The 25,283-nt window shown below is 52.8% G+C and carries 25 protein-coding genes; 2 read left to right on the top strand and 23 right to left on the bottom strand.

Going from position 1 to position 25,283, the window contains the following annotated elements; all coding sequences use genetic code 11:
* Positions 1–381: 381 nt before the first annotated feature.
* From gatB to QOX26_RS12655, 19 genes are all read right to left on the bottom strand, one after another.
* Positions 382–1,812 (bottom strand): Asp-tRNA(Asn)/Glu-tRNA(Gln) amidotransferase subunit GatB, encoded by a 1,431-nt coding sequence (gene gatB, locus QOX26_RS12565; protein ID WP_283675326.1) that lies wholly within the window; start codon positions 1,810–1,812, stop codon positions 382–384.
* A 15-nt stretch (positions 1,813–1,827) separates the two neighbouring features.
* A complete protein-coding gene (gene gatA / locus QOX26_RS12570) occupies positions 1,828–3,297 on the bottom strand; it encodes an Asp-tRNA(Asn)/Glu-tRNA(Gln) amidotransferase subunit GatA (RefSeq protein ID WP_283675327.1) in 1,470 nt (489 codons plus the stop codon).
* 13 nt (positions 3,298–3,310) lie between these two features.
* On the bottom strand, positions 3,311–3,598 hold the full coding sequence (gene gatC, locus QOX26_RS12575; RefSeq protein WP_283675328.1) for an Asp-tRNA(Asn)/Glu-tRNA(Gln) amidotransferase subunit GatC: 288 nt from the start codon (positions 3,596–3,598) through the stop codon (positions 3,311–3,313).
* A 1-nt stretch (position 3,599) separates the two neighbouring features.
* Positions 3,600–5,588 carry an NAD-dependent DNA ligase LigA gene (gene ligA / locus QOX26_RS12580; RefSeq protein ID WP_283675329.1) on the bottom strand — a complete coding sequence of 663 codons (1,989 nt, stop codon included), beginning with the start codon at positions 5,586–5,588 and terminating at the stop codon, positions 3,600–3,602.
* An 88-nt stretch (positions 5,589–5,676) separates the two neighbouring features.
* Positions 5,677–6,354, bottom strand: a complete 678-nt coding sequence (yunB, locus tag QOX26_RS12585) for a sporulation protein YunB (protein ID WP_283675330.1) — start codon at positions 6,352–6,354, stop codon at positions 5,677–5,679.
* Positions 6,355–6,433: 79 nt separating this feature from the next.
* Positions 6,434–8,371 carry a bifunctional 4-hydroxy-3-methylbut-2-enyl diphosphate reductase/30S ribosomal protein S1 gene (locus tag QOX26_RS12590; protein ID WP_283675331.1) on the bottom strand — a complete coding sequence of 646 codons (1,938 nt, stop codon included), beginning with the start codon at positions 8,369–8,371 and terminating at the stop codon, positions 6,434–6,436.
* Positions 8,368–8,952: a lysophospholipid acyltransferase family protein gene (locus tag QOX26_RS12595; protein WP_283675332.1), complete on the bottom strand. Its 585-nt coding sequence runs from the start codon at positions 8,950–8,952 to the stop codon at positions 8,368–8,370. Before QOX26_RS12595 ends, QOX26_RS12590 begins: the two co-directional genes overlap by 4 nt.
* Positions 8,949–9,629 carry a (d)CMP kinase gene (gene cmk / locus QOX26_RS12600; RefSeq protein ID WP_283675333.1) on the bottom strand — a complete coding sequence of 227 codons (681 nt, stop codon included), beginning with the start codon at positions 9,627–9,629 and terminating at the stop codon, positions 8,949–8,951. Before cmk ends, QOX26_RS12595 begins: the two co-directional genes overlap by 4 nt.
* Positions 9,630–9,637: 8 nt before the next feature.
* The gene (locus tag QOX26_RS12605) at positions 9,638–10,861 is read right to left on the bottom strand and encodes an NAD(P)/FAD-dependent oxidoreductase (protein ID WP_283675334.1); all 1,224 of its coding nucleotides are present in this window, start codon (positions 10,859–10,861) and stop codon (positions 9,638–9,640) included.
* Positions 10,858–11,727: a MurR/RpiR family transcriptional regulator gene (locus QOX26_RS12610; protein ID WP_283675335.1), complete on the bottom strand. Its 870-nt coding sequence runs from the start codon at positions 11,725–11,727 to the stop codon at positions 10,858–10,860. The genes QOX26_RS12605 and QOX26_RS12610 overlap by 4 nt, the downstream gene beginning before the upstream one ends.
* A gap of 81 nt (positions 11,728–11,808) precedes the next feature.
* On the bottom strand, positions 11,809–12,534 hold the full coding sequence (locus QOX26_RS12615) for a pseudouridine synthase (RefSeq protein WP_283675336.1): 726 nt from the start codon (positions 12,532–12,534) through the stop codon (positions 11,809–11,811).
* Between the two features lie 12 nt (positions 12,535–12,546).
* Positions 12,547–13,641, bottom strand: a complete 1,095-nt coding sequence (locus QOX26_RS12620; protein ID WP_283675337.1) for a D-alanyl-D-alanine carboxypeptidase family protein — start codon at positions 13,639–13,641, stop codon at positions 12,547–12,549.
* 72 nt (positions 13,642–13,713) lie between these two features.
* On the bottom strand, positions 13,714–14,145 hold the full coding sequence (gene ytfJ / locus QOX26_RS12625; RefSeq protein ID WP_283675338.1) for a GerW family sporulation protein: 432 nt from the start codon (positions 14,143–14,145) through the stop codon (positions 13,714–13,716).
* Complete coding sequence (locus QOX26_RS12630) at positions 14,138–14,785, bottom strand: DUF2953 domain-containing protein (protein WP_283675339.1); 648 nt, start codon at positions 14,783–14,785, stop codon at positions 14,138–14,140. The genes ytfJ and QOX26_RS12630 overlap by 8 nt, the downstream gene beginning before the upstream one ends.
* A 5-nt stretch (positions 14,786–14,790) precedes the next feature.
* The gene (scpB, locus tag QOX26_RS12635; RefSeq protein WP_283675340.1) at positions 14,791–15,402 is read right to left on the bottom strand and encodes an SMC-Scp complex subunit ScpB; all 612 of its coding nucleotides are present in this window, start codon (positions 15,400–15,402) and stop codon (positions 14,791–14,793) included.
* Positions 15,399–16,121, bottom strand: a complete 723-nt coding sequence (locus tag QOX26_RS12640) for a segregation and condensation protein A (RefSeq protein WP_283675341.1) — start codon at positions 16,119–16,121, stop codon at positions 15,399–15,401. Before QOX26_RS12640 ends, scpB begins: the two co-directional genes overlap by 4 nt.
* An 11-nt stretch (positions 16,122–16,132) precedes the next feature.
* Complete coding sequence (locus QOX26_RS12645) at positions 16,133–16,813, bottom strand: site-2 protease family protein (RefSeq protein ID WP_283675342.1); 681 nt, start codon at positions 16,811–16,813, stop codon at positions 16,133–16,135.
* Between the two features lie 158 nt (positions 16,814–16,971).
* Positions 16,972–17,394: an HIT family protein gene (locus tag QOX26_RS12650; protein ID WP_283675343.1), complete on the bottom strand. Its 423-nt coding sequence runs from the start codon at positions 17,392–17,394 to the stop codon at positions 16,972–16,974.
* A gap of 103 nt (positions 17,395–17,497) precedes the next feature.
* The gene (locus QOX26_RS12655; RefSeq protein WP_283675344.1) at positions 17,498–18,574 is read right to left on the bottom strand and encodes an FkbM family methyltransferase; all 1,077 of its coding nucleotides are present in this window, start codon (positions 18,572–18,574) and stop codon (positions 17,498–17,500) included.
* 175 nt (positions 18,575–18,749) lie between these two features.
* Here QOX26_RS12655 and QOX26_RS12660 point away from each other — a divergent pair, with 175 nt between their 5' ends.
* Together QOX26_RS12660 and QOX26_RS12665 are read left to right on the top strand one after the other, a co-directional pair.
* Positions 18,750–19,208, top strand: coding sequence for a hypothetical protein (locus QOX26_RS12660; protein ID WP_283675345.1), 459 nt, complete (start codon positions 18,750–18,752; stop codon positions 19,206–19,208).
* Positions 19,209–19,294: 86 nt separating this feature from the next.
* Positions 19,295–20,065, top strand: coding sequence for a hypothetical protein (locus tag QOX26_RS12665; protein ID WP_283675346.1), 771 nt, complete (start codon positions 19,295–19,297; stop codon positions 20,063–20,065).
* 57 nt (positions 20,066–20,122) lie between these two features.
* Here QOX26_RS12665 and QOX26_RS12670 read toward each other — a convergent pair whose 3' ends face one another.
* From QOX26_RS12670 to QOX26_RS12685, 4 genes are read right to left on the bottom strand one after another with little or no spacing between them, the layout of a single operon-like run.
* The gene (locus tag QOX26_RS12670) at positions 20,123–21,085 is read right to left on the bottom strand and encodes a carbohydrate kinase family protein (RefSeq protein WP_283675347.1); all 963 of its coding nucleotides are present in this window, start codon (positions 21,083–21,085) and stop codon (positions 20,123–20,125) included.
* Positions 21,082–21,948 carry a Cof-type HAD-IIB family hydrolase gene (locus tag QOX26_RS12675; protein WP_283675348.1) on the bottom strand — a complete coding sequence of 289 codons (867 nt, stop codon included), beginning with the start codon at positions 21,946–21,948 and terminating at the stop codon, positions 21,082–21,084. The genes QOX26_RS12670 and QOX26_RS12675 overlap by 4 nt, the downstream gene beginning before the upstream one ends.
* Before the next feature lie 12 nt (positions 21,949–21,960).
* Positions 21,961–23,358: a glycoside hydrolase family 32 protein gene (locus QOX26_RS12680; RefSeq protein ID WP_283675349.1), complete on the bottom strand. Its 1,398-nt coding sequence runs from the start codon at positions 23,356–23,358 to the stop codon at positions 21,961–21,963.
* Positions 23,355–25,256: a PTS beta-glucoside transporter subunit IIBCA gene (locus QOX26_RS12685; protein ID WP_283675350.1), complete on the bottom strand. Its 1,902-nt coding sequence runs from the start codon at positions 25,254–25,256 to the stop codon at positions 23,355–23,357. Before QOX26_RS12685 ends, QOX26_RS12680 begins: the two co-directional genes overlap by 4 nt.
* Between the last annotated feature and the right edge of the window lie 27 nt (positions 25,257–25,283).

The following is a 25,283-nucleotide window of genomic DNA, read 5'->3' on the forward strand; positions in this document are numbered from 1 at the left end:
TTATTAACATGACTGGTAACAGCTACCGTTTAGCTCACCACCAGTCCATTACCGGCTAAAAAACTGGCGCTGAAAAAGTGTGCATTTGCTGGCGAAAAAGTGTGCACTTTACTTGACTGCTTACACCTGCAGTTCTTTATTGGGGAAAGGCTGCTCTTTGCGGTTCATTCCGTACCTCCTTCTCTACCGAATCTTATGTTATTATTATAACACATGATGATTCATCCTCAATGATTAGATTGATTACCCGGTTTGATCAATCCACTGTTTTCTCGGCCAAAACTCCAAAAATAAGACAGTGATAACCACCATAAAGTGATTACCACTGTCGAAAAGTAATTTCAGAACATTTGCCCGATACAGCGGCGCATTCAATTTAACTTACAGTTTGCCAAGCTCCTGTGCAAGCAGTTTATTGATAATCTGAGGATTGCCCTGGCCCTTGGAGGCCTTCATGCATTGACCCACAAGGAAGCCCGTGACATTTTTACCCGCCTTAAAATCCTCAACAGCCTTCGAGTTATTCGCAATCACACCCTGCACAATGGTCAGAATCGCGCTCTCATCCGAAACCTGTTTGAGGCCCATGCGCTCTACAATGGCTTCCACCGTTTCATCCGTCTCAAACATTGCGGGCAGTACCTTCTTGCCGGCCGCGCCGGAAATCGTACCCGCTTCGATTAGGCAAATCAAATCCACCAGCTTTTGCGCGGTCAACTTTGTGTCTGTCAATTCGATTCCCTTGTCGTTCAGATACTTGGAAATATCGGAGAGAATCCAGTTAGCAGCAGCCTTAGGCTTGATTTTGCCCGACTTGGAAGCCTGATCAAGCAGTTCCGCCTTGGCAAAGCTGTCCGAAATCTGGCGTGCTTCCATAGCGGTCATGCCGTATTCGTTTAGATAACGCTCATACCGCGCAATCGGCAGCTCGGGAATTTCGCTTTCGATTTTGCGCATCCAAGGTTCGTCAATTTCGACCGCAATCAAATCGGGATCCGGGAAATAACGATAATCCTGCGCATCTTCCTTGGTACGCATCACGGTGTTCTTGAGCTTTACATCGTCCCAGCGGCGAGTCTCCTGCTGGATTTCGCCGCCGTTCTCAACCACTTCAATTTGGCGTGCGATTTCATAGTCAATCGCGCGCACCGCACCCGAGAAGGTGTTGACGTTCTTCATCTCAACACGCGTGCCAAGCTCGGTCTCGCCCTCGGGGCGAATGGAAACGTTAATATCGCAGCGAATCGAGCCTTCCTCCATCTTGCAGTCGCAGATGTTCAGATAGCTGAGCGTGGTCTTAATCATTTCCAGAAATTCCTTCGCTTCAGCCGAGGAACGCAGGTCGGGACGGGTGACCATCTCAATCAGCGGAACGCCACAGCGGTTGAAGTCGACAATAGTGCCGTCAATCTCGTCATGCAGCAGCTTGCCGGCGTCCTCCTCGAAGTGGATGCGCTCCAAACGGCAGCACTTCTTCTCACCGTCGACGTAAAAGTATACCTCACCGTTTTCACAAATCGGTACATCAAACTGAGAAATCTGATAAGCCTTGGGCAAATCAGGGTAAAAATAGTTCTTACGATCGGACTTGCACAGCGAATTTACCGCGCATCCCGTGGCCTTGCCCATCTTGGCCGCATAGTGCACAACCTCACGATTCAGCACGGGCAGTGCGCCCGGCATACCGGTGCAGACCGGACAGGTGTGAGAGTTAATCGGCGCACCGAATCCGGTTGAGCACGAGCAGTAAATTTTGCTCTTGGTGGACAGCTCCGCGTGCACCTCAAGGCCGATGACAGCTTCGTATTTCATGTTATGTCCTCCTCCTTACAGCGCCGCGATGATGTTTTTGAGACCCGATGCCTGCTCAAAGGCAAGACCGGCGTTCATCAGCTTCTGCTCGCCAAAGCGTGGGCCTATCAGCTGCATGCCGACGGGCATCTTGTTCGCGTCAAAGCCGCAGGGCTGAACCAGTGCAGGCAGTCCGGCGATATTGACCGATACGGTGCACACGTCGCCCGCGTACATTTCGAGCGGACTCTTCGTTTTAGCACCGATTTCATATGCTGTGGTGGGCGCTACCGGGGTCAGAATCACATCGCACTTTTCAAAGGCGGTGTTGAATTCTTCCTTAATCTTACGCTGCGCAGCGCGCGCCTTCTTGTAATACGCGTCATAATAACCCGAGGACAGCACATAGGTGCCCAGCATGATTCGGCGCTGTACCTCTGCACCAAAGCCCTCAGAACGGGACTTGACATACAAATCAATCAGATCATCGCCGGCATTCGGCGTGCGATAGCCGTACTTCACGCCATCAAAACGCGCAAGGTTTGAAGAAGCCTCAGCCGACGACAGGATATAGTAAATCGGCAGCGCATACTCGACCAGAGGAAGCGAAATCTCAAACACCTCTGCACCGAGGTTCTTGTAAGTCTCCGCCGCGGCCATGACGTTCTGGCGCACTTCATCGGAAACGCCCGCGCCGAAATATTCCTTTGGCAGACCAATGCGCAGTCCCTTGACATCCGCCTTCAGGTTCTTGCGAACCGAGCCCTCAAACGGCGTCTGAATCGAGGTCGAATCGTGCATCGGATCATGACCGGTAATCGCGTCAAGCAGCATAGCAGCATCCTCAATCGAACGGCCGAAGGGGCCAATCTGATCGAGCGAGGAGGCGAACGCAATCAGGCCGTAACGGGAAACCGCACCATAGGTCGGCTTGAGGCCGACCACACCGCAGAAGGATGCAGGCTGACGAATCGATCCGCCTGTGTCTGAACCCAGTGACAGCGGTACTTCACCCGCAGCAACCACGGCGGCAGAGCCACCGGAAGATCCACCCGGCACACGGTTCAGACCGTGCGGGTTAAAGGTCGGATGCGCGGCAGAGTTTTCACACGAAGAACCCATTGCAAACTCATCCATATTAGCCTTACCGGTGATAACCACATCGCAGGCGGTCAGTTTTTCCATTACCGTAGCGTTATAGGGCGGTTTAAAATTATACAGCATCTTGGACGCGCAGGTAGTCAGCGTGCCCTTGGTGCAGATGTTGTCCTTAATTGCGATAGGGATGCCCGCCAACGGAGAAAGGCTCTCGCCTGCGGCACGCTTTGCGTCCACAGCCGCGGCGGTGTCCAACGCGGACTGCTCCGCAATTGTTACATACCCCTGTACCTTGTCCTCAACCGATTTGGTGCGTGCAAGCACGTCCTTCGCAAGTTCCACTGCACTGATTTCCTTGTTACCGAGCAAATCGGACAGTTCGGCTGCTGTTTTCTTAAAAAGTTCCATTCCTGTCCCTCCCTTACTCAACTACACGCGGTACGGCTACGCCGCCCGCCTGAAAGTCCGGCGCGTTGGGCTTGACCAACTCGTCCGGCGTAAATTCCTGTACGACTACATCCTCGTGGAACGCGTTCTTGCGCTCTGTATTGATGACGTCCGTAATATCTCCGAGGTCAAGCTCAGCCAGCTTGTCCACCATGCCGACGATGCCCTGCATGTCTTCAGCCAAGCGATCAAAAATGCCGCCATTGGAGTCGAGACGCGCGAGGACAGCGATGTGTTCAATTTCTTTTCTCGAAATTGCCATGTCAATTTTCCTCCTGCTGTATCATATTTTTAAATTCTTCTTCTGTTAAGACCGGAATACCCAGCTCCGCCGCTTTTTGCAGTTTACTGCCTGCATTTTCGCCTGCCACTACATAATCGGTTTTCTTGGAGACCGATCCTGCGGCTTTGCCGCCGAGGGATTCGATTAAATCATTGATTTCCTTACGGGAAAACAGCGTCAAACTGCCGGTTGCCACGATAGTTTTACCGGCGAGCAAATCGCTTTTGGCCGTTTTTTCACCGATAAAATTGACACCATGCGCCCTCAGCTTTTCAATCAGCTCTTGTGACTGCGCAAGCTCGCGCCATGCGGCAATGCTTTCAGCGGTTGTCTGCCCTATGTCGCGAATCTCGGTCATTTCCTCAATCGTAGCATTTAAAATGGCATCAAGCGACCCAAAGTAGTTGGACAGCACCTTGCCCGCCTTTTGTCCGACATGTCGAATGCCGAATGCAAACAGCAATCGGGACAGATCACGTGTTTTGCTTGCAGCTATGCCCGCTGTCAGGTTATTGGCCCAAGTATCGACCTTTTTTCCGAGCGGCAGCAGCTGCTCTACCGTTAAATCATATAAATCAGCAGCCGATTGCACCAATCCCGCATCAATCAGTTTCTGGAGATTGCCTTCTCCGCAGCCATCAATATCCATTGCGTCACGCGAAGCAAAATGAATCAGATTCCGCAGAAGCTGTGCCGGGCAGGACGCGCTCGTGCAGCGAATCGCGCTTTCCTCTTCATCTTCAAATGCCGGCGCGCCGCAGACTGGGCAAAGCCTTGGCATTTCATATGGCATCGCGTCTATAGGGCGCTTGTCCAGATTTACGCCGATGATTTCCGGAATAATTTCACCCGCCTTGCGAACCGAAACGGTATCGCCTATGCGCACATCCAGTTCGCGGATAAAATCACGGTTGTGCAATGTTGCGCGCGACACCGTTGTGCCTGCCAACCGAACCGGTTCGAGCACCGCATTCGGCGTGAGCACTCCAGTGCGGCCGACCGAGATGATGATGTCCTTCAGCAGAGTCTCCTTAACCTCGGGCGGATACTTATAAGCGGCTGCCCAACGCGGAAATTTCGCGGTGGAACCCAGTTGCCCACGTTGGACAAATGAATCCACCTTGACAACCGCACCGTCAATGTCAAAATCCAGTTGATCCCGATTTTCACCCATGCGCAGAATTTCATCATACACCTGCTGCGGGTCTGTGTAAATCGGATAACGCGGACTGACCGGAAAGCCGAGCTGCTTGAGATAATCCAGCGATGCGGCATGTCCCGTGATTGGCAGCTCATTCGCATTCTGAATATTAAAGCAGAAAATCGATAGACGGCGCTTTTGCGTGATTTTGCTATCCTTCTGCCGCAGCGAGCCTGCCGCTGCATTTCGCGGGTTGGCAAGCAGTGGCTTCTCGTGCAGCTCAAGTTCGGTGTTAAGTGCATCAAACACTGATTTTTTCATATACACCTCGCCACGTACAATCAGACGGGGCGGTGCATTTTCAATTTGATGCGGAATATCCTTGATTGTCTTCAGGTTGGCGGTTACATCCTCACCTACCTGACCGTCACCGCGGGTCGCACCGCGCACGAAAATACCGTTTTGATACTCGAGCGCCACAGATAGTCCATCAATTTTATACTCGACTACATATTCCGCTGCTCCTGCAGCACCTTCAACGCGCGCAAAAAATTCGCCCAATTCATCAAGCGAGAATACATCCTGCAGGCTCTCCAACGGATAGGCATGCGCGACCTTCGAAAAACGCCCGGACGCCGTGCCACCAACCCGCTGTGTCGGTGAGTTGGCATCGGCAAATTCCGGGTACTCTGCCTCCAAGCCGCGCAATTTCCGCTGCAGCATATCATACTCGTAATCCGAGATTTCGGATGCATCTTGATTATAATATTTATCATTATAATACCGCAACTTTTCTCGAAGCGCGGCAATCTCTTCCTGTGGGTTCATGGAAACGCTCCTTCTTTACCCAATACAGTTTATAGTATACCAAAAAAATCAGACAAGCGGTAGGTTTTTTTTCCTCTTTTCGTCCGATTTATTGATAATCATTGATTTTACCCAATAATCCGTCTCTTGTATCGTCAATGTACGTATATTGCTCAGGCACGGTACCAACGATGACCGTATCCGTCACAGGATAAGAGGTCACAATTTCACGATCCACACCACCCAGCGGCGTCAGAATGCGAAAACCCGCATGAATTTCGATAATCATATTATGTCTTGTTTGGTTAATTCCCGCGCTGGAAAACGCACTGACAAATTCGGCGGACATCTGTGTTAATCCTGACATACCTACATCAATGCTCGGCCCCATGCCACTAAAGTAGTTTGGTGCAAAGATTGAGCCGATCGGCACCTCAATCGTGGTCTGCTCCAAATCATCCAACCGATCATACAGTCCATTCACGACCTGCGCCTTGATTCTTCCAATCGAAATGACATCTGTACGCAGGGCGGTAACATGATTTTCATTATCACGCTCTAAAATCACCAGATTTTCATAGGATTCTCTGTCCGAAAAGATTTTATCCTCCATCAAGGTATTGATTTCCTGTATTGCACTGTCTTCACATATATTTACTGCGTACTCCATAATAACTGGGCGCACGCGCAAGGCCGTCACCGCCGAGCACAGTCCAACCAAGACTGCAATGAGCAGCAGCACACGATGCAGCTTGTTTTTTTTGCGGTATCGGAAACGTCGATGCATGCGCGTCACCCCCTCCTGAAAGTATACGCGCAAAAGCAAAAAAGAAGCACCCGAATGGGTGCTTCTTCTGAGTACAGAATTAGTCCTCGTCTGCGTAATCGTCGTCGTCTACGAGCAGAGCACGGATAGACAGGGATACCTTCTTCTTCTCATCGTTGATGTCGATAATCTTCGCGTCAACGCGCTGGCCAGCCTCAAGAGCATCCTCAGGCTTCGCAATGCGGTGATCTGCAATCTGGGAAATGTGAATCAGGCCATCAACGCCCGGAACGATTTCAGCAAATGCGCCGAAGGGCATGAACTTGAGGATCTTAACCTCAGCTACATCGCCAACAGCATACTGGTTCTTGAATACGTTCCACGGATTCTCATCTTCGCGCTTGTAGCCCAGGGAAATCTTCTTGTTTTCCTTGTCCAGGCCGATAACAAACACATGAACCTTGTCGCCTACGCTGACAACTTCAGACGGGTGCTTGATGCGGCCCCAAGACAGCTCAGAGATATGCACCATGCCGTCAACGCCGCCGATGTCAACAAACGCGCCGTAGGAGGTCAAGGACTTGACCGTGCCTTCGTACTCGCTGCCAACCTCGATGGTGGACCAAACCTTCTCGGCAGCTTCCTTGCGGGCTTCCTGCTGAATCTGGCGAATCGAGCCGACTACGCGCTTGCGCTGACGGTTGATTTCGGTGATATAGAAGGACTGCTTGGTCTTAAGCAGCTGCGCCATCGGCTGATCCTTCGGAACGCCGGTCTGGCTTGCGGGAATGAAAACGCGCACGCCAAAAGCAGTCGCAACGACACCGCCGCGGTTCTCTTCGATGATGGTGCCTTCAACCACAGTGTGGTTATCATGGGCAGCCTCGATGGTTTCCCAGCCCTTCAGCTGGTCAACGCGCTTCTTGGACAGAGTAACCGTGCCCTCGCCGTCGTTGACGCGCACGACAACAGCCTCGATTTCTTCGCCCGGCTTGATGTTGGCCTCAACGTCGTATGCCGGATCGTCCGACAGTTCGTTCAGCGGGATATACGCGGTGTGCTTAACGCCCAAATCGACCTGTACATCGGTCGAAGAAATGGCAACAACAGTACCGGTGACTTTCTCTCCTGTATTTAAAGTTTTGAAGGACTCCTCCAGCATTGCTGCAAAGTCTTCACCATTTTCGATTTTCGTTTCTTCGCTCATCATGTTACTGACCTCCTTAATTATCCATGCCGGTGTCGATGCACCTGCCGTGATCCCGACCCTACGGCCGTGCAGTAACTCCTGCGTCCTGAGTTCTGCAGCATCCTCGATATAAAGCACGTCCCCACAAAGCGATTTGCTGATTTCATACAGCCGCTTTGTATTGGAACTCTTTTTATCACCGATCACGATCATCTGATCCGACGCACCGGCAAGCAGGCGAGCTTCCGACTGGCGCTCGTCCGTCGCTTTACATATTGTATCAAATATTTTCAGGTTTGTACACCTTTTTTTTAATATCCCGACAGAAATATCCCAAAGAGATCGATTGACCGTCGTTTGGGCAACTACAGAGACCGCCTCTCCCTCCAGCAGACCGCTCTCCACCGCCTGCCGCACGTCCTGCTCGGACTGAAAAACAATCGATCTGCCACACCATCCCTGAATGCCAAGCACTTCCGGATGGTTTTTGCTGCCGAAAATTACAATCAGCCGCCCCGCCGCTCTCTCCTGATCGACGATTTCATGAATCTTATGGACAAACGGACAGGTTGCATCAAAAATTTCACAGCCTTTTTCGCGCAGCTGCTCATAGACAAACCTCGGCACGCCATGCGCACGAATCAAAACCGGTGCGCCGTTCGGAATATCATCGAGTGATTCCGCCGTTCTAACACCCAGCTTCTCCAGCCGCGCGATTTCATGCATGTTGTGAATAATTTCACCGTATGCGTAAATCTGTCCACCGTGCTTCGCCTGCTGCTCCGCCAAATCGACCGCCCGGCGCACGCCGAAGCAAAATCCCGCTGTTTTGGCTACCGTGACGCTCATGCCTGCTCCTTCAGCGCATAAATCCGCTGCAGAATATCATCTGCAATGACGCCATAGTCCTTTTCTTTGGGATCCGGCAGGAAGGGCTCGCCGATAATCACCCGTGCCTTGCAGCGAAATCCCTTATTCTCTGAAATGTACATAGGCAGGATGGGCGCACGTGATTTGACCGCGAGCATGGCTGCGCCCTTTTTCGTCTCACCCTCAGCTGCACCGCGTGTGCCCTGCGGGAAGATAATTAGCTTGCTGCCGCCTTTTACGGTACCGAGTGCGGTTTTAATCGCGGTGATATCAGTGCCTTCCCGGTCAACTGGGAACGCGCCCAGCCACGAAATCAGCGGTCCCAGACCTTTTTTCGCAAATAGCTCCTTCTTTGCCATCAGGCGCAGCGGCACCTGATGCCCCAGCGCAGCCGCGGCAAGCGGCGGGTCGGACAGTTGACAGTGGTTGGGGCAGACAACGCAGCCGCCTTCCGGAATGTTCTTCCGTCCCTTTACTTTATACCCGAAATAGATGTGAAATCCCAGTGCAACGAACGGAATCGCAAACCACTGGAACCAACGGTGATACTTGCTTTTCATGCTTTTCCCTCTGTCTTTTCTCGGATGATACGGAGCACCGCTTCGATGCTCTCCTCAAGCGTCAGGTTTCCGGTATCAAGCAGCACAGCGTCCTCCGCTTGACGCAGCGGAGCAATCGCACGGGTGCGATCCTGCTCGTCGCGGCTTTCAATATCAGACAGCACGCGTTCCAGCGTGACATCCTGCCCCTTTGCGATCAGTTCACGATATCGACGCTCCGCACGACATTTAGCCGATGCCGTTAAAAATATTTTAACCTGTGCATCGGGCAGGATTACCGTACCAATATCCCGTCCATCCATTAAAATGTTGCCTTTTTGGGCCATATTCCGCTGTAAATCGAGCAGAAACTGACGCACCTCAGGGACAGCTGACACCTTGGAAGCATAGTACGCAATCTCAGGCGTGCGGATGGCATCGGAAACATCCTCTCCGCAGAGCAGCACATGCTGTGTTCCGTTCTCATATCGCAAGGTAATCTCAATGCCGTCGAGTGCGGCGGCAATCCCAGCGGCATCCTCGCCGGAAACACCCTTTCGGCAGACCGCAAGTCCGATTGCGCGATACATTGCCCCGGTGTCTACATAGACATAGCACAGTTTCATAGCGGCAGCACGTGCGACAGTCGACTTCCCTGCACCGGACGGGCCATCAATCGCTACAGAAATATAATTCATATATTCTCCTATTCCTGCGCTGCGGAAAGGCCGGCCAGTCGGCCGGTTGACCACGCAATCTGCAAATTAAAGCCACCGGTGTATGCGTCTACATCCAGTACCTCGCCCGCGAAATACAGACCCTGCACCTTTTTAGACTCCATCGTCTTCGGATTGACATCCTTAACCGATACACCGCCCGTTGTAATGATGGCTTCGTTCAAGGGGCGTGCTCCGGTAATCACAAGCGGAAACGCCTTGAGCAGCTGCACCAGTCCCAATCGCTGCTCCTTCGTCACCGAATGTACCTTCTGACGCGGATCAATCTTTGCACATGCAATCGCAACCGGAATCAGCTTGCGCGGCAGCAATTCTCCCAATGCATTGATAAAATCACTGTTTTTGTATTTTTCAAAATCTGTCAGCAAACGCTTATCCAGCGTTTTTTCATCAAGCCCAGGCTTGAGGTCGATTTCTATCCGATATGCCTTGCTTCCAAAGTGGCGCATATGCGCCGACGCAGATAAAATCAAAGGTCCGGACACGCCAAAGTGCGTAAACAGCATTTCACCAAGATCAGAATAGAGCTTCTTATCATTCTCAAAAACAGTCACCCGCACATTGCGCAAACTGAGTCCCATGAGTTCGGAGCAGGTGTCCCCTGCCGCCACCAACGGAACAAGCGAGGGGTTCGGCGGGATAATCGTATGACCCAGTGCCTTGGCAAACCGGTAGCCGTCGCCCGTTGAGCCGGTTGCCGCATAGGACGCGCCGCCGGTTGCGACAATCACACGGTCGCAGCCATACTCTCGTCCGCCCGCACACACAGCGGAGGCTTGTCCCTCCTGCGTGCGGATATCGGTTACCGTCTCCTGTACAATTTTAACACCCACATGTTTGACCCAGGTAAAAAGTGCGTCAATAATATCCGATGATTTATCAGAAACCGGAAAAACACGGTTGCCTCGCTCGGTTTTCAGCGGTACGCCGCGGGACTCAAAAAAGTCCTTGACCTCCTGCGGAGAAAAGCAGCCAAGCGCAGAATACAGAAAGCGAGGGTTAACCGGCACATTCTGCAGTACCGTCTGCGTATCGCAGTCGTTACATACATTGCAGCGACCCTTGCCGGTAATAAATATTTTTCTACCGACCTTTTCATTTTTTTCAAACAGCAGAACCTTCGCGCCGTTTTCCGCCGCCGTTCCGGCAGCCATCAATCCGGCTGCACCGCCGCCGATTACACAAATGGTCAATTCGTTTCGTCCTCCGGTTTTTCATATACGTCATACTCTTCCCAAATGGACTCCAGCGAGTTGAACGTCTTTTCAATTTCTTCCTTGCGGCTCATGCCGACCGCTACAATCAGCGCGTTAATGACCGACAGCGGCGCGACGAGCGAATCAACGAAGCTCGCCATATCGCTCTTGGCAATCAGCGTATGATCTGCCACGCGAGACAGCGGCGACAGGTGGGAATCAGTTAGTGCAATAACACTCGCACCCTGATCCTTGGAATACCGCATGGCGCTGAGGGTGCGCTTGGAGTAGCGCGGAAAGCTGATGCCCAAAAACACATCGCCTTCGCCAATGCGAAGAATCTGCTCAAAAATTTCGCTGACGCTGTTGGTTTGAATCAGCGTCACATTATCAAATAAAAGGTTAAAATAAAATCCCACAAAGTTTGCCAATGCGTTTGAAGACCGCACGCCCAGTATGTAGATGCGGCGTGCGCCCATCATGGCATTGACCGCGCCCTGAAAGGCCTCTCGGTCCAATTCGTCCAGCGTCATACGAATCATGTCCATATCGGCATGCAGCACGGTTTGCAGCACATCCTTACCACCCATGCGGTCACTGGACACCTCCATACGCTGTACAGAGGTTAGCTTGTTGCGAATCATCTCCTGCAGCGCACGCTGCAGGTGCGGATAGCCGTCATACCCCAGTTCGGTTGCAAAGCGCACAACGGTCGATTCGCTCACGCCGACGGTCGTCCCGAGCCGCGAGGCTGTCATAAATGCCGCCTTATCATAATGCTCCAGAATAAACCGCGCAATCTGCTTCTGTCCCTTGGAAAATCCCGGGAGTTCACTTTGTATTTTGGTAATGAGATCGTTCATTTCCTGCTCCTTGTTTTGCCGACGCAAATTTCGTCCTTTCCATTTTAAGCGGTTCGCGGTTCAATTGCAAGTTCTTTTGCATCAATCCTGCAAATTTGCAGTTAAGCCCTGCAAATAGGTCAATTCCGATTCCGTCAGCGGCCGCCATGCGCCCGCCTTCAGACCCGGGTCAAGGTGCAGTTTTCCAATTGCCACCCGCTTGAGCCGGCGCACTTCCAAACCGCATTGCTCGCACATTTTGCGAATCTGGCGGTTTCGGCCTTCATAGATGGTCATCAGCAGCTTCGCGCTCTGCTCATCATGCTCCATAACTTCCACGATGGCAGGAGCAATCTCATAATTATCAATTTTCATTGGCTCAGAAAGCTTTGCAATCTGATCCAATCGGCCGCGCACGCGAACGGTATAGTGCTTGGCCACCTCGTGGCTCGGATGGGTCAGCGCATTGGTCAGCGCACCGTCATTGGTCAGCAAAAGCAACCCTTCCGATGCATAGTCGAGCCGTCCGACCGGCACAACGCGCGCGCCACATTCCTGCACCAGCTCGGCGACCGTCTTGCGGCCATGCTCATCCTTGAGCGTTGTCACATAGCCGCGCGGCTTATACAACATCAGGTAAACCTTTTCCTCGGATGCGCCGATGGGTTTTCCATCGACGCAAATCCGATCCTTACGGATATCCGCGCGGTCACCGAGCGATATTTTCCGTCCGTTGACCGTGATCCTGCCCGCTTGCATCCACTGCTCCGCCGTACGGCGCGAGCACAATCCGGCCTGCGCCAGAATTTTCTGAATTCTTTCCTCCACTGTTATCCTCCATTATGTCTCATCTTTACCGCCAAAAAAGCGCTCCAAAAGGCGCTCCGGCAGACTTTTGTGTTCGGGAATCAAGATTGATGCACCGCCGTACAAAATCGTATCGGAGGCCAGCGCCTGATCGCCCAATCGATATTCCATTCGCCCCGCGGCAGCGGTCTTGACCACCGGCGCATAGCAAATTTTATCCCTGTAAAATACGGTCTGCAGCTGATCAATTTCATCCGGCAGCAGATATGCCGTCAACTTACTCTGTGTAATCAGCGGCACCGTGTCGGCATCGCCGCCGTATACGCGTTGCTCACCAACCACCTCGCCCGCTTCGTGGAGCGTAACCTCTTCATACTGTGCGAAGCCGTCGTTGAGCATGGCCATATGATCGTTCCAGTCATCCGGTGCGTTCAGCGTCACCGCAATGAGCGTACGCCCATTGCGCTCAGCTGCTGAAACAAGACAACGCCCGCTGCGCTTCGTAAAACCGGTTTTCACGCCAACCGCGCCATCGTACATCGAAAGCAGACGGTTATGGTTGGACATTGCGTGCACCCCCGCCGTATAGCTTTTTGTTGACACAATCTGCCGAAACAGCGGGTCATGCATGGCCGCTGCGGTAATTTTGCCAAGCTCATGGGCCGTCGTATAGTGGGTTTCTCCATCCAGACCGTTCGGATTATCAAAGTGTGTATCCTTGAGACCTAGTTCCTCGGCCTTTTGATTCATTTTTTCGACAAACGCTTGCTGTCCTCCACATTCACCTGCTATGGCCACTGCTGCATCGTTGCCTGACGACAGCATCAGGCCATACAGCGTGTCTCGCAGTGTGATTTCCTCGCCCTCTTGCAGGTACATAGACGATCCCTCGACCAGAGTATACTCTTTTTTGACCTTATAGGTCCGATCAAGATTTCCATCGGACAGCGCGACCAGTGCGGTCATAATCTTGGTCGTCGAGGCCATGGGCAAACGCGCATCCGCATTCTGCTCAAACAGCACTTCTCCCGTATCTGCGTCAATCAGGCAGGCAGCCTGTGCACTTACTGCACCCGCCGCGCCACACATCATTACGCACAAACACATCAGGCATATGATTTTTTTCATTGTTCCAACTCCCCTGCATAACAAAACCTACTCATATAAATTCTATGAGTAGGTTTTGCGGGGAATACGGGTTTATTCGTTGGTCTGTCCGTCTTCTTCCGTTTGTGCATCCAGATTCCCTTTTCGGCCTTCCACAAAGCTAGAAACTTTGTTAAGCGCTCCCGGAATCATCTCAACCAATCGGTCGACCGTAGTCGACGCCTGTGCGTTGACACCGAGAATCTGCGTGCCCTCAGTCGGGGAGAGAATCAGGAAACAAACCGGCACAACCGTAACGCCTGCGCCGCCGCCGCCGCCAAACGCCAAGGGCGCAGTCGATGCGGTATGCTTAGGCGCAAAATCACTGCCGCCCGATGCAAAACCAAATGTTACCTTAGACACCGGAATGACGGTAGTTCCGTCCGGCGTCGTGATTGGCGTACCAATAATGGTATCCACATCCACCATTTCTTTAATTTTGGCCATGGTCTCCGTCATTAATGTTCCAATGGGATGCTCACTCATGATAGATCGCCTCTTCTTTCCTGATTAATTTTTTATACAGTCCATATAATTCTTTGCCGTGCCGCAGCAGAATAAACACCGCTCGGATTGGCCGCAGCGAACAAAACACAGTAAACGCCCACTTGGTATGATCTGCTTCAAAATCAGCGTCGACGTTTACGTGGTAGTCCTTCATTTCAAAAGTATTCTCCAAAAACGGCACAAGCATGCCTGCCGCAGCCGCAGCCGTGCCAAGCAGCATGCCGGTGGCCGCAGCGTCATCCGTGCCGATTACAACGCGCACCCGCAGCCGGCTGATACGCAGCGAGTCGGACAACTCATCGAGCAGCGTCATCGCAAGCGAAAGCACTTCTTCCAAATCAAAGGCTTCTCGATTGAAAACGCGGGTCTGTTTGGGTTTCTTTGGCGCTGCTGATTTTTTCTTCGCAGGCGGTGATTCCGTTTGCCGCACATGCTTCGGCGGCGGCCAAATCGGGATACGCAGCGGGCCAAGGCGAAACTCAACGCTAATGTCGCCATCCACCCCTACCGCTTCGACGCCGGTACTTATTGAAAGCAGAAGCAGCAGCAGCGCAAGCAGTACGCCGAATACAATCAACAGCACACGCACTATCATCCATAAAACGCTCAAAAACAGCATTGGCTTCACTCCATTTGACTCGGCCGGCGATTCGGCACGGAGTCCAGTGTGATTTGCTCCTCTGCCCTTGGTGGTGTCTGTTCCAAATCAATTTCCATCTGCTCGTTTTCCTCAAGCGAAGGCAGCGCCGGAAGCTCGCTGAGACTGGAAATCGAGAAGGTGCGCAAGAATACATCGGTCGTGCGAAACAGAATCGGCCTGCCGGGCACATCTAATCGACCGGCTTCTTCTATCATACCCTTTTCCACCAGTCCCGCAACCGTACCCGAGGAATCTACGCCGCGCAGTTGGTCGATAAACGCTCGTGTGACCGGCTGCCGGTAGGCCACAATCGTCAGCACCTCGAGCGCCGCCGGAGAAAGGGCGGGTGGGCGACGACTTTCCGTCACTCGCCGTGCCGCTTCGGCATACAGCGGCCGCGAGCATAACTGCAGCTTGTCCTCCAGACGAATCAGCATAATACCTCGCTGTTCAAAATCATATGCATTTGCAAGCGTTTCTGCCGCCTGCAGCAAATCGATTTTCGAGACCTCTAGCGCTGCCGCCAGCCGTTCGACCGGCACGGCATCGCCTGCGGCAAAAAGCACGGCCTCAAGACCGGCTTCCAGTTGTGTCATACAGGTCTACTCTCCTTATCGTCGGCTAACGTCAGTTCCAGATCCTCGCCATCGCCCTCCAGCATCACACGATGCGTCTTAGACAGCTCCAACACCGCCAGAAAGGTTGCAACAATCTCAGAGCGGCTCTGCGCGTCATCAAACAGACGGGCAAACTTCAAGCGCGCGCTCTTTAAAAAGCGCTTTAGAATCACCGTAATCCGTGTCGAAACCGGAACCTGCTCGCGCCCTACGATTCCGCTGAACGCATTAGCAGAGGGCGGCATACGGCGCTGTGCTTTTTGCAGCATATTGTTTGCCGCACGCAGCAAATCATTCACCGAATGACGATACTCTCGTGGCGGTGCTCCCTTCAGCTGCTCGGGATTTTTGACGTAAATATCGCGTCCGATTTCACCCCGATTCTTAAAATATGGGGTAACTTCCTTGAGCCGCTGATATTCTAACAGCATTTCGACCAACGTGGCGCGCGGATCTTCGTCCTCATCCTCTTCATATCGGGGCAGCAGCGTCTTGGACTTGATGTACACCAGTTGTGCTGCCATAGTGACAAAATCACCCGCAACATCCATATCCATATCCCGCGCAGTGTTCAACACTTCCATATACTGCTCAAGAATCTGTGAAATTGGGATATCGTAAATACTGACTTTATTTTTGGCAATCAGGTGCAGCAGCAGGTCGAGCGGCCCCTCAAAATGATCCAGATGAAACTCCATAACGGCGCCGCTCACAGAAACAGAGCCACCAGACGCGATGCCCACAGAAACACCAGATTCCCGACCGCCGACATAATGCCATTGAGCCAGCCAAACCAAAGCGCAAGCACAAACACCAGCATAATAATCGACTGATACTTCTGCAGCTTGAGCGACCAGGAAAATGGCATAAAGGCATCCACAACGCGCGATCCATCGAGCGGATGTACCGGAATTAGGTTGAATACCGCCAAGCCGACCGACATCGAGGCCACGATTTGACAGAACATCAGGATTGCAACAATAAACATGCTGCTGCTTTGCGCAAAACGCCAGCCGAGGGCAAAATAGAGGCAGTAAAACACAAACGCTGTCAGCAAATTAGAAGCCGGACCGGCCAGTGCCGTCAGCGCCATGCCCCAACGACGGTTTTTAAAGTTTGAAATATTGACCGGAACCGGACGCGCCCAGCCAAAGCCAAACAGCAGCAGGCACGCAAAGCCCCAAGGGTCGATATGCGCCCGCGGCGATAAGGTCACGCGTCCCGCGGAATAGGCCGTTCGGTCGCCCAGAAGATACGCCACACCGCCATGCGCGGCCTCATGCACCGAAAGACACAGCACAACCGCAGGCAGAGAAAGCGCCAACACGATGATTGCTTGCTGCAAATCACCGCTTCGTAATGCACTCCAAAGCAAAATCGTTTCCTCCAACTATACGAATACAACATATAGTATACCGTTTTCGATCAAAAAAAACAAGTCTTTCCAAAAAGAAAGCCGCTTGTTCCGCGCTTGTTTTCCATTTCCCGCCCGAATGCAAAATAAAAAGCGAAATCCGCCTAAACGGATTTCGCTTTTGTGGTGCAGTCTTAGAGTCCGAGCTCCTGCTTGAGCGCTGCAATCATTTCCGCATACTCTTCGTCCTTCAGCAGCACCGGCTCCGGGTTACCGATGGCAAAGCTGCCGCCGAATTCAAAGCCACCCTCGTACTTGGGCACGATGTGGAAATGCAGATGGGGATTGGTATCGCCAAAGGAACCAAGGTTGATTTTGGTGCAGCCCCACAGCTTCTTAACGGCCTGAGAAGCTGCCGCCAGATCTGCACAATACTGGTTGCGCTCCTGCTCATCGCACTCAAACAGCTCCTTTTTGTGGCTGTTCAGCGCCAGCGCGCAGCGACCCTTATGCGCCTGATCCTTAAACAGGTACAGCGTGCCGGCCTTCATCTTGCCAACTTCAATCATAATCGCCTCGCGGCCCTCATGATGCTCATCACAGTAAAAACATCCCATTGTGATCTTCTCCTATCTCATGTAAGTCTCATTAAAAGCCTTGCGGCTTATGGGACTATTATACATCGCATGTCGGAGGATTTCCAGTGCCTGTCCGCATTTTTTACCGGCAGACCGCATATAAATTGGTGTCCCATGCCGGCACGTAGGGATGATGCCGCAGATAAAACCGATACTCCGGACAAAGCTCGTGCAGCAAGAGCGGCAGCGCGAAGAAATCATCGCTTGTGTGATAGGCGGCGATGTTCAGCTTTGGGCGATAGCGCCGAATGGTTTGCACCGCCCCGGCGATTGCCTGACGCTCCGCACCTTCCACATCCATTTTAAGCATCGTGCAAGGTTTGCCGTTCAGCACGCTGTCCAACGCACGCATCTGCGTCTCCACGCCCTGCTTGGCGACCTTGGACTGCCGCCCTGCCTGCGCCGCAAAGGTCAGCACCGTATCGTCAGACCATGCGCCCGCCTGCAGCAGCGTGATATTGATATCGCCCGTCAGTTCGCTTTCCGCGTAAGCGGACAGCTTGCGAAAGCTGCGTCTGTCCGGCTCGAGCGCAGCAATAGAGGCAAACGATCCCGCTGTGTAATGCAGCAATTCCTGTATCGTGTCGCCCGTGTAAGCGCCGAGGTCAGCAAAGTGTTCCTCTGTTCCGGGTTTCAAAATCTTGCGAAACACTTCATCCTTATCTGTTTCGCTGTCACGCAGATAGCGCAGCTTACCCGACAGTTTAAAGCGCACCGTATCCAAGAAGACTGCACGTGCCGTTTCATCCGCCATTAAATCCAGTGCACGTGCCATATCATCCTGATGTGCACGCACGAAATCAGCATCGAATAGCGGCCCGGGCACAACCGGCACATCAGGCGCAACCACATCAAATCGCGCATCCAGATCATACATTTTCTCAAGCACATCGGGCCGCTGACTGGCAAACGAAATAACGATTACCACGTCCTCCCCGAGCCGCTCCGTCACCTCCGACAGCTTTTCCACCCGAAACCCACGAAAACTGTGCCCTCGCACAAATTCATCGCTCGCAAAGACGGCCGAAGCGCAAATGTCCCGTTCGGAAAACGCCGCGAGAATTTTATCCGCGCCGTCCCCCATGCCATAAAGCACAATTGGCCGCGTTTCTTCCGCCAATCGTTCCCACACTGACTGTTCCAACTGCAAAAAATCCATATTTTGTTCCTTTTTTCGCGTATTCTTCTTCCATTATACAGATACAATCAAATTATGTAAAGAACAGGTGAGTCAAGTGAAAATTAATTCTTCGTCCATGCATTTTCTCATTGCGGTTTGGCAGGCCTTCCAGTATAATTTAAGTAGATTAGCAGCTGCAAAGGAGGTGCTTCCCATGGATGCAGAAAAGAATGGTATTCTTGCGCTCGATCCCACGCATTACCGCGAAATTGACGGTGTGGTCTTTGATTTAGACAGCTATGCCCGCCACTGTGATTCCGCCCCTGTGCAGGACAAGCCGTGTGAACAAGCCCCGTCTCCCGCACCAGTCTTTCCAACCGATCCGATTCATGTCGGCTGGTACGAAAGTGCGGACAACCGACCGCCCGTTCCGATGATGGGTGGCTGTCTCCCCTCAGAGGCCGTCGCGCAGCATCCGGCTGAAGGCGTGCTCACCTCCGATTATTTCGCGGAGAATGAAAGCGTTGTCACCGTGACTCGCACGCGCTTGTTCGGCAGCGCGGGTTCCGGCTCGTATCTCTCTTCTTATACCACTTCCCTTCACAGCTCCGGCTCTTACCGCTTCGGTTCGGGCTCCGGCAGCGTTGGCGGCTACGGATTGGAGCTGATTTGACCGTGCGTGCGTTTCACACTAACTGGACACGCCCTTTTTCTCTTCGAAATCCCAGCAGTCCCTATGCGGTTGAACCATTTGAGTTATTGACCACCGCGTTGTCTGCGCTTACGTGGCGGCGCGAAAACGGAAGCATCTGCATGATTTGTGACAGCGAGGCCGCGCGGTATTATAACGCGCTCGGCCTTTCTTTTTTGTGGGACGACGGCATTCATCCACTGCTTGACACCATTCCTCACGATATAAACGCACATGCTTTTTGGGCGGCCGGCAAGCTGTATGCATTGTCCGTCCTGCCCGCGCCCTGTGTAATGATTGACACAGACTTTATCGTTTGGAAGCCGCTCGCAGAACTGCTGTCCGACTGCGATGTAGCCGCGATTCACCGCGAAGATATTTTGCCGGGCATCTATCCCAACCCGCAGGCGCTTGGCTGCGCGCACGGTTTTGATTTTTCTGCATTTGACTGGTCGGTTCATCCACTCAATACCGCACTGGCTTTTTTCGGCAGCGATGCGTTCCGGCGGTACTATACTGATACCGCCATTACGTTTATGCGCAGCGCCCCCGATGCAGACAACGTGCTGACTTATATGGTTTTTGCCGAGCAGCGTTTGCTCGCCATGTGTGCCGAAAAGCAGCAGGTGCGCGTCACCGCACTCTCCGACCTTCCCTCGCTGTTTGATGGCACACAGCAAGGCTATTTTACACACACATGGGGCTTCAAGCAGCAAATGTGCGAGGATCCTTCTCTCTCGGACAGCTTTTGCAGGCGATGCGCAACGCGTCTGCGCACTGATTTCCCTGCGGATGCCGTCCAAATCGCCGCCATTCCAACGCTCGCCCAATTTTTCTAATCACATACAAAGCAATGCAAACAGCGCAGTCACGACGACCGCGCTGTTTTTGTTATGCTATTTGCCAAATGCTGCGTACATTTGCTGCATTGTTGCCATTACCGCACCCTTTTGCTGCACCGTAAGGGATGCATACTGCGCAGCAAACTGCAGATAAGCAGTTAGCTGTTGTTGTGACGAATCTGCAAGGTCGTCCGCTGTTACGCCGTCGCGCACCAATTGATAGAGAAATGCTCCGATGAAAGAATCACCCGCTCCGGTTGTATCAACCACCTGCACTGCCAGCGTTTCTCCAAAAGCGCTTGTTTGCGGCGTGTAAACCGCTGAACCCTTTGCGCCGCGCGTCACGAGCAGCATATGACACCCCTTTGAAAATAGTTTTTGTGCGGCTTCGTGCTCTGTTTTACAGCCGGTTACGAATTCCACCTCATCATCAGACAGCTTGACCAAATCGGCGTACGGCAGAAATTCTTCAATCGCGGTCTGACACGCAGCCAGAGACTGCCAGAGCGGCAAGCGCACATTGGGATCAAAGGAAATTAGTGCGCCGCTTTCCCTTGCACATGCAATTGCCTTACGGTGCGCCGCTTTAATCGGCCAATCAACCAGATCCACCGAGCAGAAGTGCAGCGCCGCACAATCCTCAAACAAGTCCGAGGTAATTTGCGTTTCATTTAAAAACAAATCGGCCGATGGATTGCGGAAAAAGGAAAATTCACGATTGCCTGACGCATTCAACGAGACAAATGCGAGGCCTGTATTTGCCTGCTCCGTACAAAACACTGCCGAAATATCTACCCCATTGCGTGCAAGCGTTTCGATGATGTACTCGCCGAATGCATCCTTGCCCACCTGCGAAATCATCGCAGCCGTGCCGCCCAAACACGCCACCGCCGATACAACATTTGCAGGTGCACCGCCTGCAACGCGTTCAAAATGCGTCACCTCGCGCAGCGCGCAACCCTTTTGCTGCGGCACAAAATCAATCAGCAGTTCGCCGATCGCGATAACCCTTTTCATAGTGTCTCCTCCAGAATATACCGCTCAATTGCCCGCGCGACTCCGTCCTCTGTGTTGGCTGCCGTAACCGCATCCACCGCATTGCGGATATGCGGATCTGCATTCGCCATGGCTACGCCCACGCCTGCCAGTCTGAGCATGCTCAAATCATTATCGCTGTCCCCGATTGCAAGCACCTGTTCCATGCCGCACCCGATATGCGCAGCAAGCACCTCTAGTGCACGCCCCTTGCTCACACCCCGCCGATTCACCTCGACATTTTTCAGTTGTCCGCCAAACATCGCCGACGGCGCAAGCTCAAACAGCCCGGTTTGACGAAGCGCATCAGTAATGCAATCGACCACCTTCGGCTCTTCGTGGTGCAAGATTGCTTTCGTGATGCATCCATGCTCTTGACGAAGCACCTGCTCCCACTCTTGCGCGTTCTCGACATAATGGTAGGATTCAATTTCCAGGAAATCTGCCTGAACCCCACGCCGATGCAGCGCAAAAACAAACTTGCGAAATTCCTCTCCATAATACATGCCGTTATTGGTATAAAAGCATGGATCGCTGTCAAAACAGGTGCAAATCTTCAAAATCTCTTGGCAAAGCGCGTCATTCAGTCCGTCCGAGAATACCGCATCGCCGCCTGCCATTGGCCTGACATCCGCACCGTTTGCTGTCACCGCCCAATCAGCCGGCGAAGGTAATGCGTTGCTGAACACTCGGGCATCCGTCAGGTTCCGCCCGGTGCATAACGCCACCGTCACGCCTGCACGCTGTGCACGCAAAACCGCATCGGCTGTCACTGCAGTGATTTTTCCGCGATTATTAAGCAGTGTGCCGTCTAAATCCAGTGCAATCAGCTTGTATTTTGGCATCTTGGAATCTCCTTAACTCATTTCTGTCATTGACAGTGCATGCATCTTCCATAGCTTTGCCTTTCCTTCACCATGAAAGCACACACCCCGCGCTGCAACGGGCGGATAGTAGCGGCTTGACAGCACCGTTTCTCCCTCGTTTACAAAGATTTCGAGCGAGGACGCATCCGCTAACACACGCAGATTGCGCACTGTGTCAACCTTCGTCCGGCGCATTGTGCGCCCTGCCCCACCTGTTTCGTATCGCAAGATGAGTTCGCCCTGTCTCCACTCGATTACAGCGCTTCCGCGAATCGTCATTGCGCCGTCGCCCTGCGGCACATATTCCAAGTCAAATATCTCTGCATCTTCCGGCACACAGCGTTCCCCACGCAGCTGCTCGAGTTCTGCAACCGGTCTGCGCAGTAATCGGCCATCACGCCAGACGACCTCACACATTACCGTAGCGCAGTGCTGCCAACCATTGCTTACCGTAGGATTTTCGTATTCTGCATCAGGCATTCCCATCCAGCCAAGCATCAGCCGTCTGTCGCCGTCCAAAAATGTCTGCGGTGCATAAAAGTCAAACCCGCAGTCCAGTTCGGCAAACGCCCCCAGCGAATACGCTCCGCAGAAATCGCCATATAAGGGGAAATAACCGCAGGTGTACACATTCTGAAACCGCATTCCCTGCTGTGACACACCCTGCGGAGAACAGGCCAACACCCGCTGCCCTGCAATCTCAAACAAGTCCGGGCATTCCCACATATAGCCGAAAACCCCCGGCGTCGTCAGCGTGTTAATGTGCGACCAACGGCGCTTGTCGTCGGATGCAAAGAGTAGAATTTCACCGCGGTCCTCCATGGTACGCGCACCCTGCACCATGTAGTATCTTCCGTTTTCCCGCCACACCTTGGGATCGCGCACATGGCAGCTCAGGCCCTCCGGATAGTCCTGATTGGTCATCAGCAGCTCATTTGACTCGGCTGTCACACCGTCCCGGCTCACAGCCAGTGCCGTGTTGTGCCCGCGCCCTGTTTTAATATAATCATGTGCTCCGGGATGCTTGACGTTTCCCGTGTAGTAAAGGTACATCACACCACCCTCTATCAGTGCCGAGCCTGAGTAAACGCCGTGAAGATTCCACGTCTGATCCGGATACAGCATCGCAGGTGCTTTCTCCCAACGGAGCAAATCGCGGCTGCGATAATGCCCCCAGAGCTTTACACCGCCTGTTGCGTCAAAAGGGCCGTACTGATAAAACACATGATACCATTCTCCGCAGCGACACAGTCCGTTCGGATCATTCATCCATCCCACAGGTGGCATCAGATGAAAATGCTGCCGATATGGGTCAGCCTGCACGTGCGAAGCGTCTTCACGCTCCACCCGGTCAACCAAACGCTCCAAATCCCGGTGCAATGCGTTCATCTTTCACCGCCTTTTTGAATGACCGACAACACTGCATCCTTGTCAGCGGTCTTTTTGCCGAAATCGCCGATTATCTGCTGGTATTCATCCGAATTGCTCACAATCACTGGCGTAATTGTCTGATAACCTGCCGCTTCAATCGCCTGAATATCAAAATCCATCAACACGTCACCTGCCTTGACCCGGTCGCCTTCTTTCACGTGCGGCGCGTAGTGCTCGCCGTTTAAGCGCACGGTATCAATGCCCACATGAATCAGCAGTTCAACGCCGTTCTCGCAGCGCAGGCCAACCGCGTGACCCATCAGCGTTTCCACTGTTGCAGCACAAGGCGCGACAACCCGCCCCTCCGACGGCTTAACTGCGATTCCCTTACCTAACACTTCGTCCGCAAAGGTGGGGTCTCCGGTTTCTGATAACGACACCGCCTCCCCGCTAATAGGTGATGGGATGATAAGTCCATCCTGCCCCGCCGTGACTGCCCTCGGTTGCTCCGCAGGCTGATACGCGGTTTCCGTTTTATCCTCCCCGGTTCCCAGAATCCATGCCAGCACGAATGCAACACCCGCCGCAATGCCAACGGTGATGATATACTGCAGCGGCCGATGCAGATGCAGCAAAATGCCAAAGATGCCTGTTACACCTGTTCCCGTTGCGCCAAGATGGACAATCGACGCATACAGCGCACCACATGCACCACCGATAGACGCCGCGATAAACGGTCGTACAAAGCGCAGGTTAACACCGAAAATCGCAGGCTCGGTGATGCCGAGGAATGCCGACAGCGAAGCCGGCAACGCCATCGCTTTGAGCTTCTTATTGCGGGTTTTAAGTCCAATTGCAAGCGCCGCGCCGCCCTGTGCAACATTGGCCGCCGAAGCGAGGGGCAGCCAGTAGGTCAGTCCATACGACGCGAGCTGACCAAGATCAATAATGGTGTACATATGATGGATGCCGGAAACGACCGTCGTCGCATACAGCCCACCCATTATAAACGAACCAATTCCGAACGGAATGGCAATCAGCCACTGTACTCCGTTGATGATATTGTTTTCCAGAAAGGTGAACACAGGACCAATCGCCGCAAGCGTCAAATAGCCGGTCACGAAAACCGAGACCAACGGCGTTACAAACAAATCCAGCATAGCGGGAACAATCTTATGCAGCTGAATCTCAATCTTGCTCATCACCCAAACCGCAATGATAACCGGAATGACGTGACCCTGATAGCCGACGAGCGGGACGGAATACAGGCCGCCGAAAACGTTCTGCACCACTTGAACGCCGTCCGTTGCAACCGTCCATGCATTCTGCAAATCCGGGTGAATCATAATCATACCGATGACCGCGCCGAGAAATGGATTGCCGCCAAACACCTTAGCCGCCGAAAAGGCAATCAAAATGGGTAAAAACACATACGCCGTGTTGGAAAACAGTTTTGCGAACACATACAGCGAGTCCGTCACATCTATGTTCAGATAACCGTTGCTGACCATGAAATTCAGAGATTCCATGATACCCATCAGAAAGCCGGATGCGACAATTGCCGGAATAATCGGTACAAAAATATCGCCCAGTGTTTTTATCGCGCGCTGAAACCAGTTTGCTTTTTGTGCGGCTGCTGCTTTGGCTTGCTCTTTGGTCGAAGCGGACGCACCGGATTGCTTCAAGAACTCATCGTATACTTTATTCACCACGCCGGTGCCAAAAATGATTTGCAGCTGACCCTGCGCTTCAAACACGCCTTTTACACCTTCTGCGTTTTCCAGTGCCGCCTTATCCACCTTTTGATTATCCGCGATTACCAGTCGCAGCCGTGTCGCACAATGTGCAGCCGAAACAACATTTCCTCCACCACCGATATGAGACAGGACTTCCTGCGCCGCTTTGCTGTAATCCATACTCCTCCGCCTTTCTCTTGATAAGCA

Source organism: Butyricicoccus sp. Marseille-Q5471 (assembly GCF_951230135.1).
Classification (GTDB): Bacteria; Bacillota; Clostridia; order Oscillospirales; family Butyricicoccaceae; genus Agathobaculum.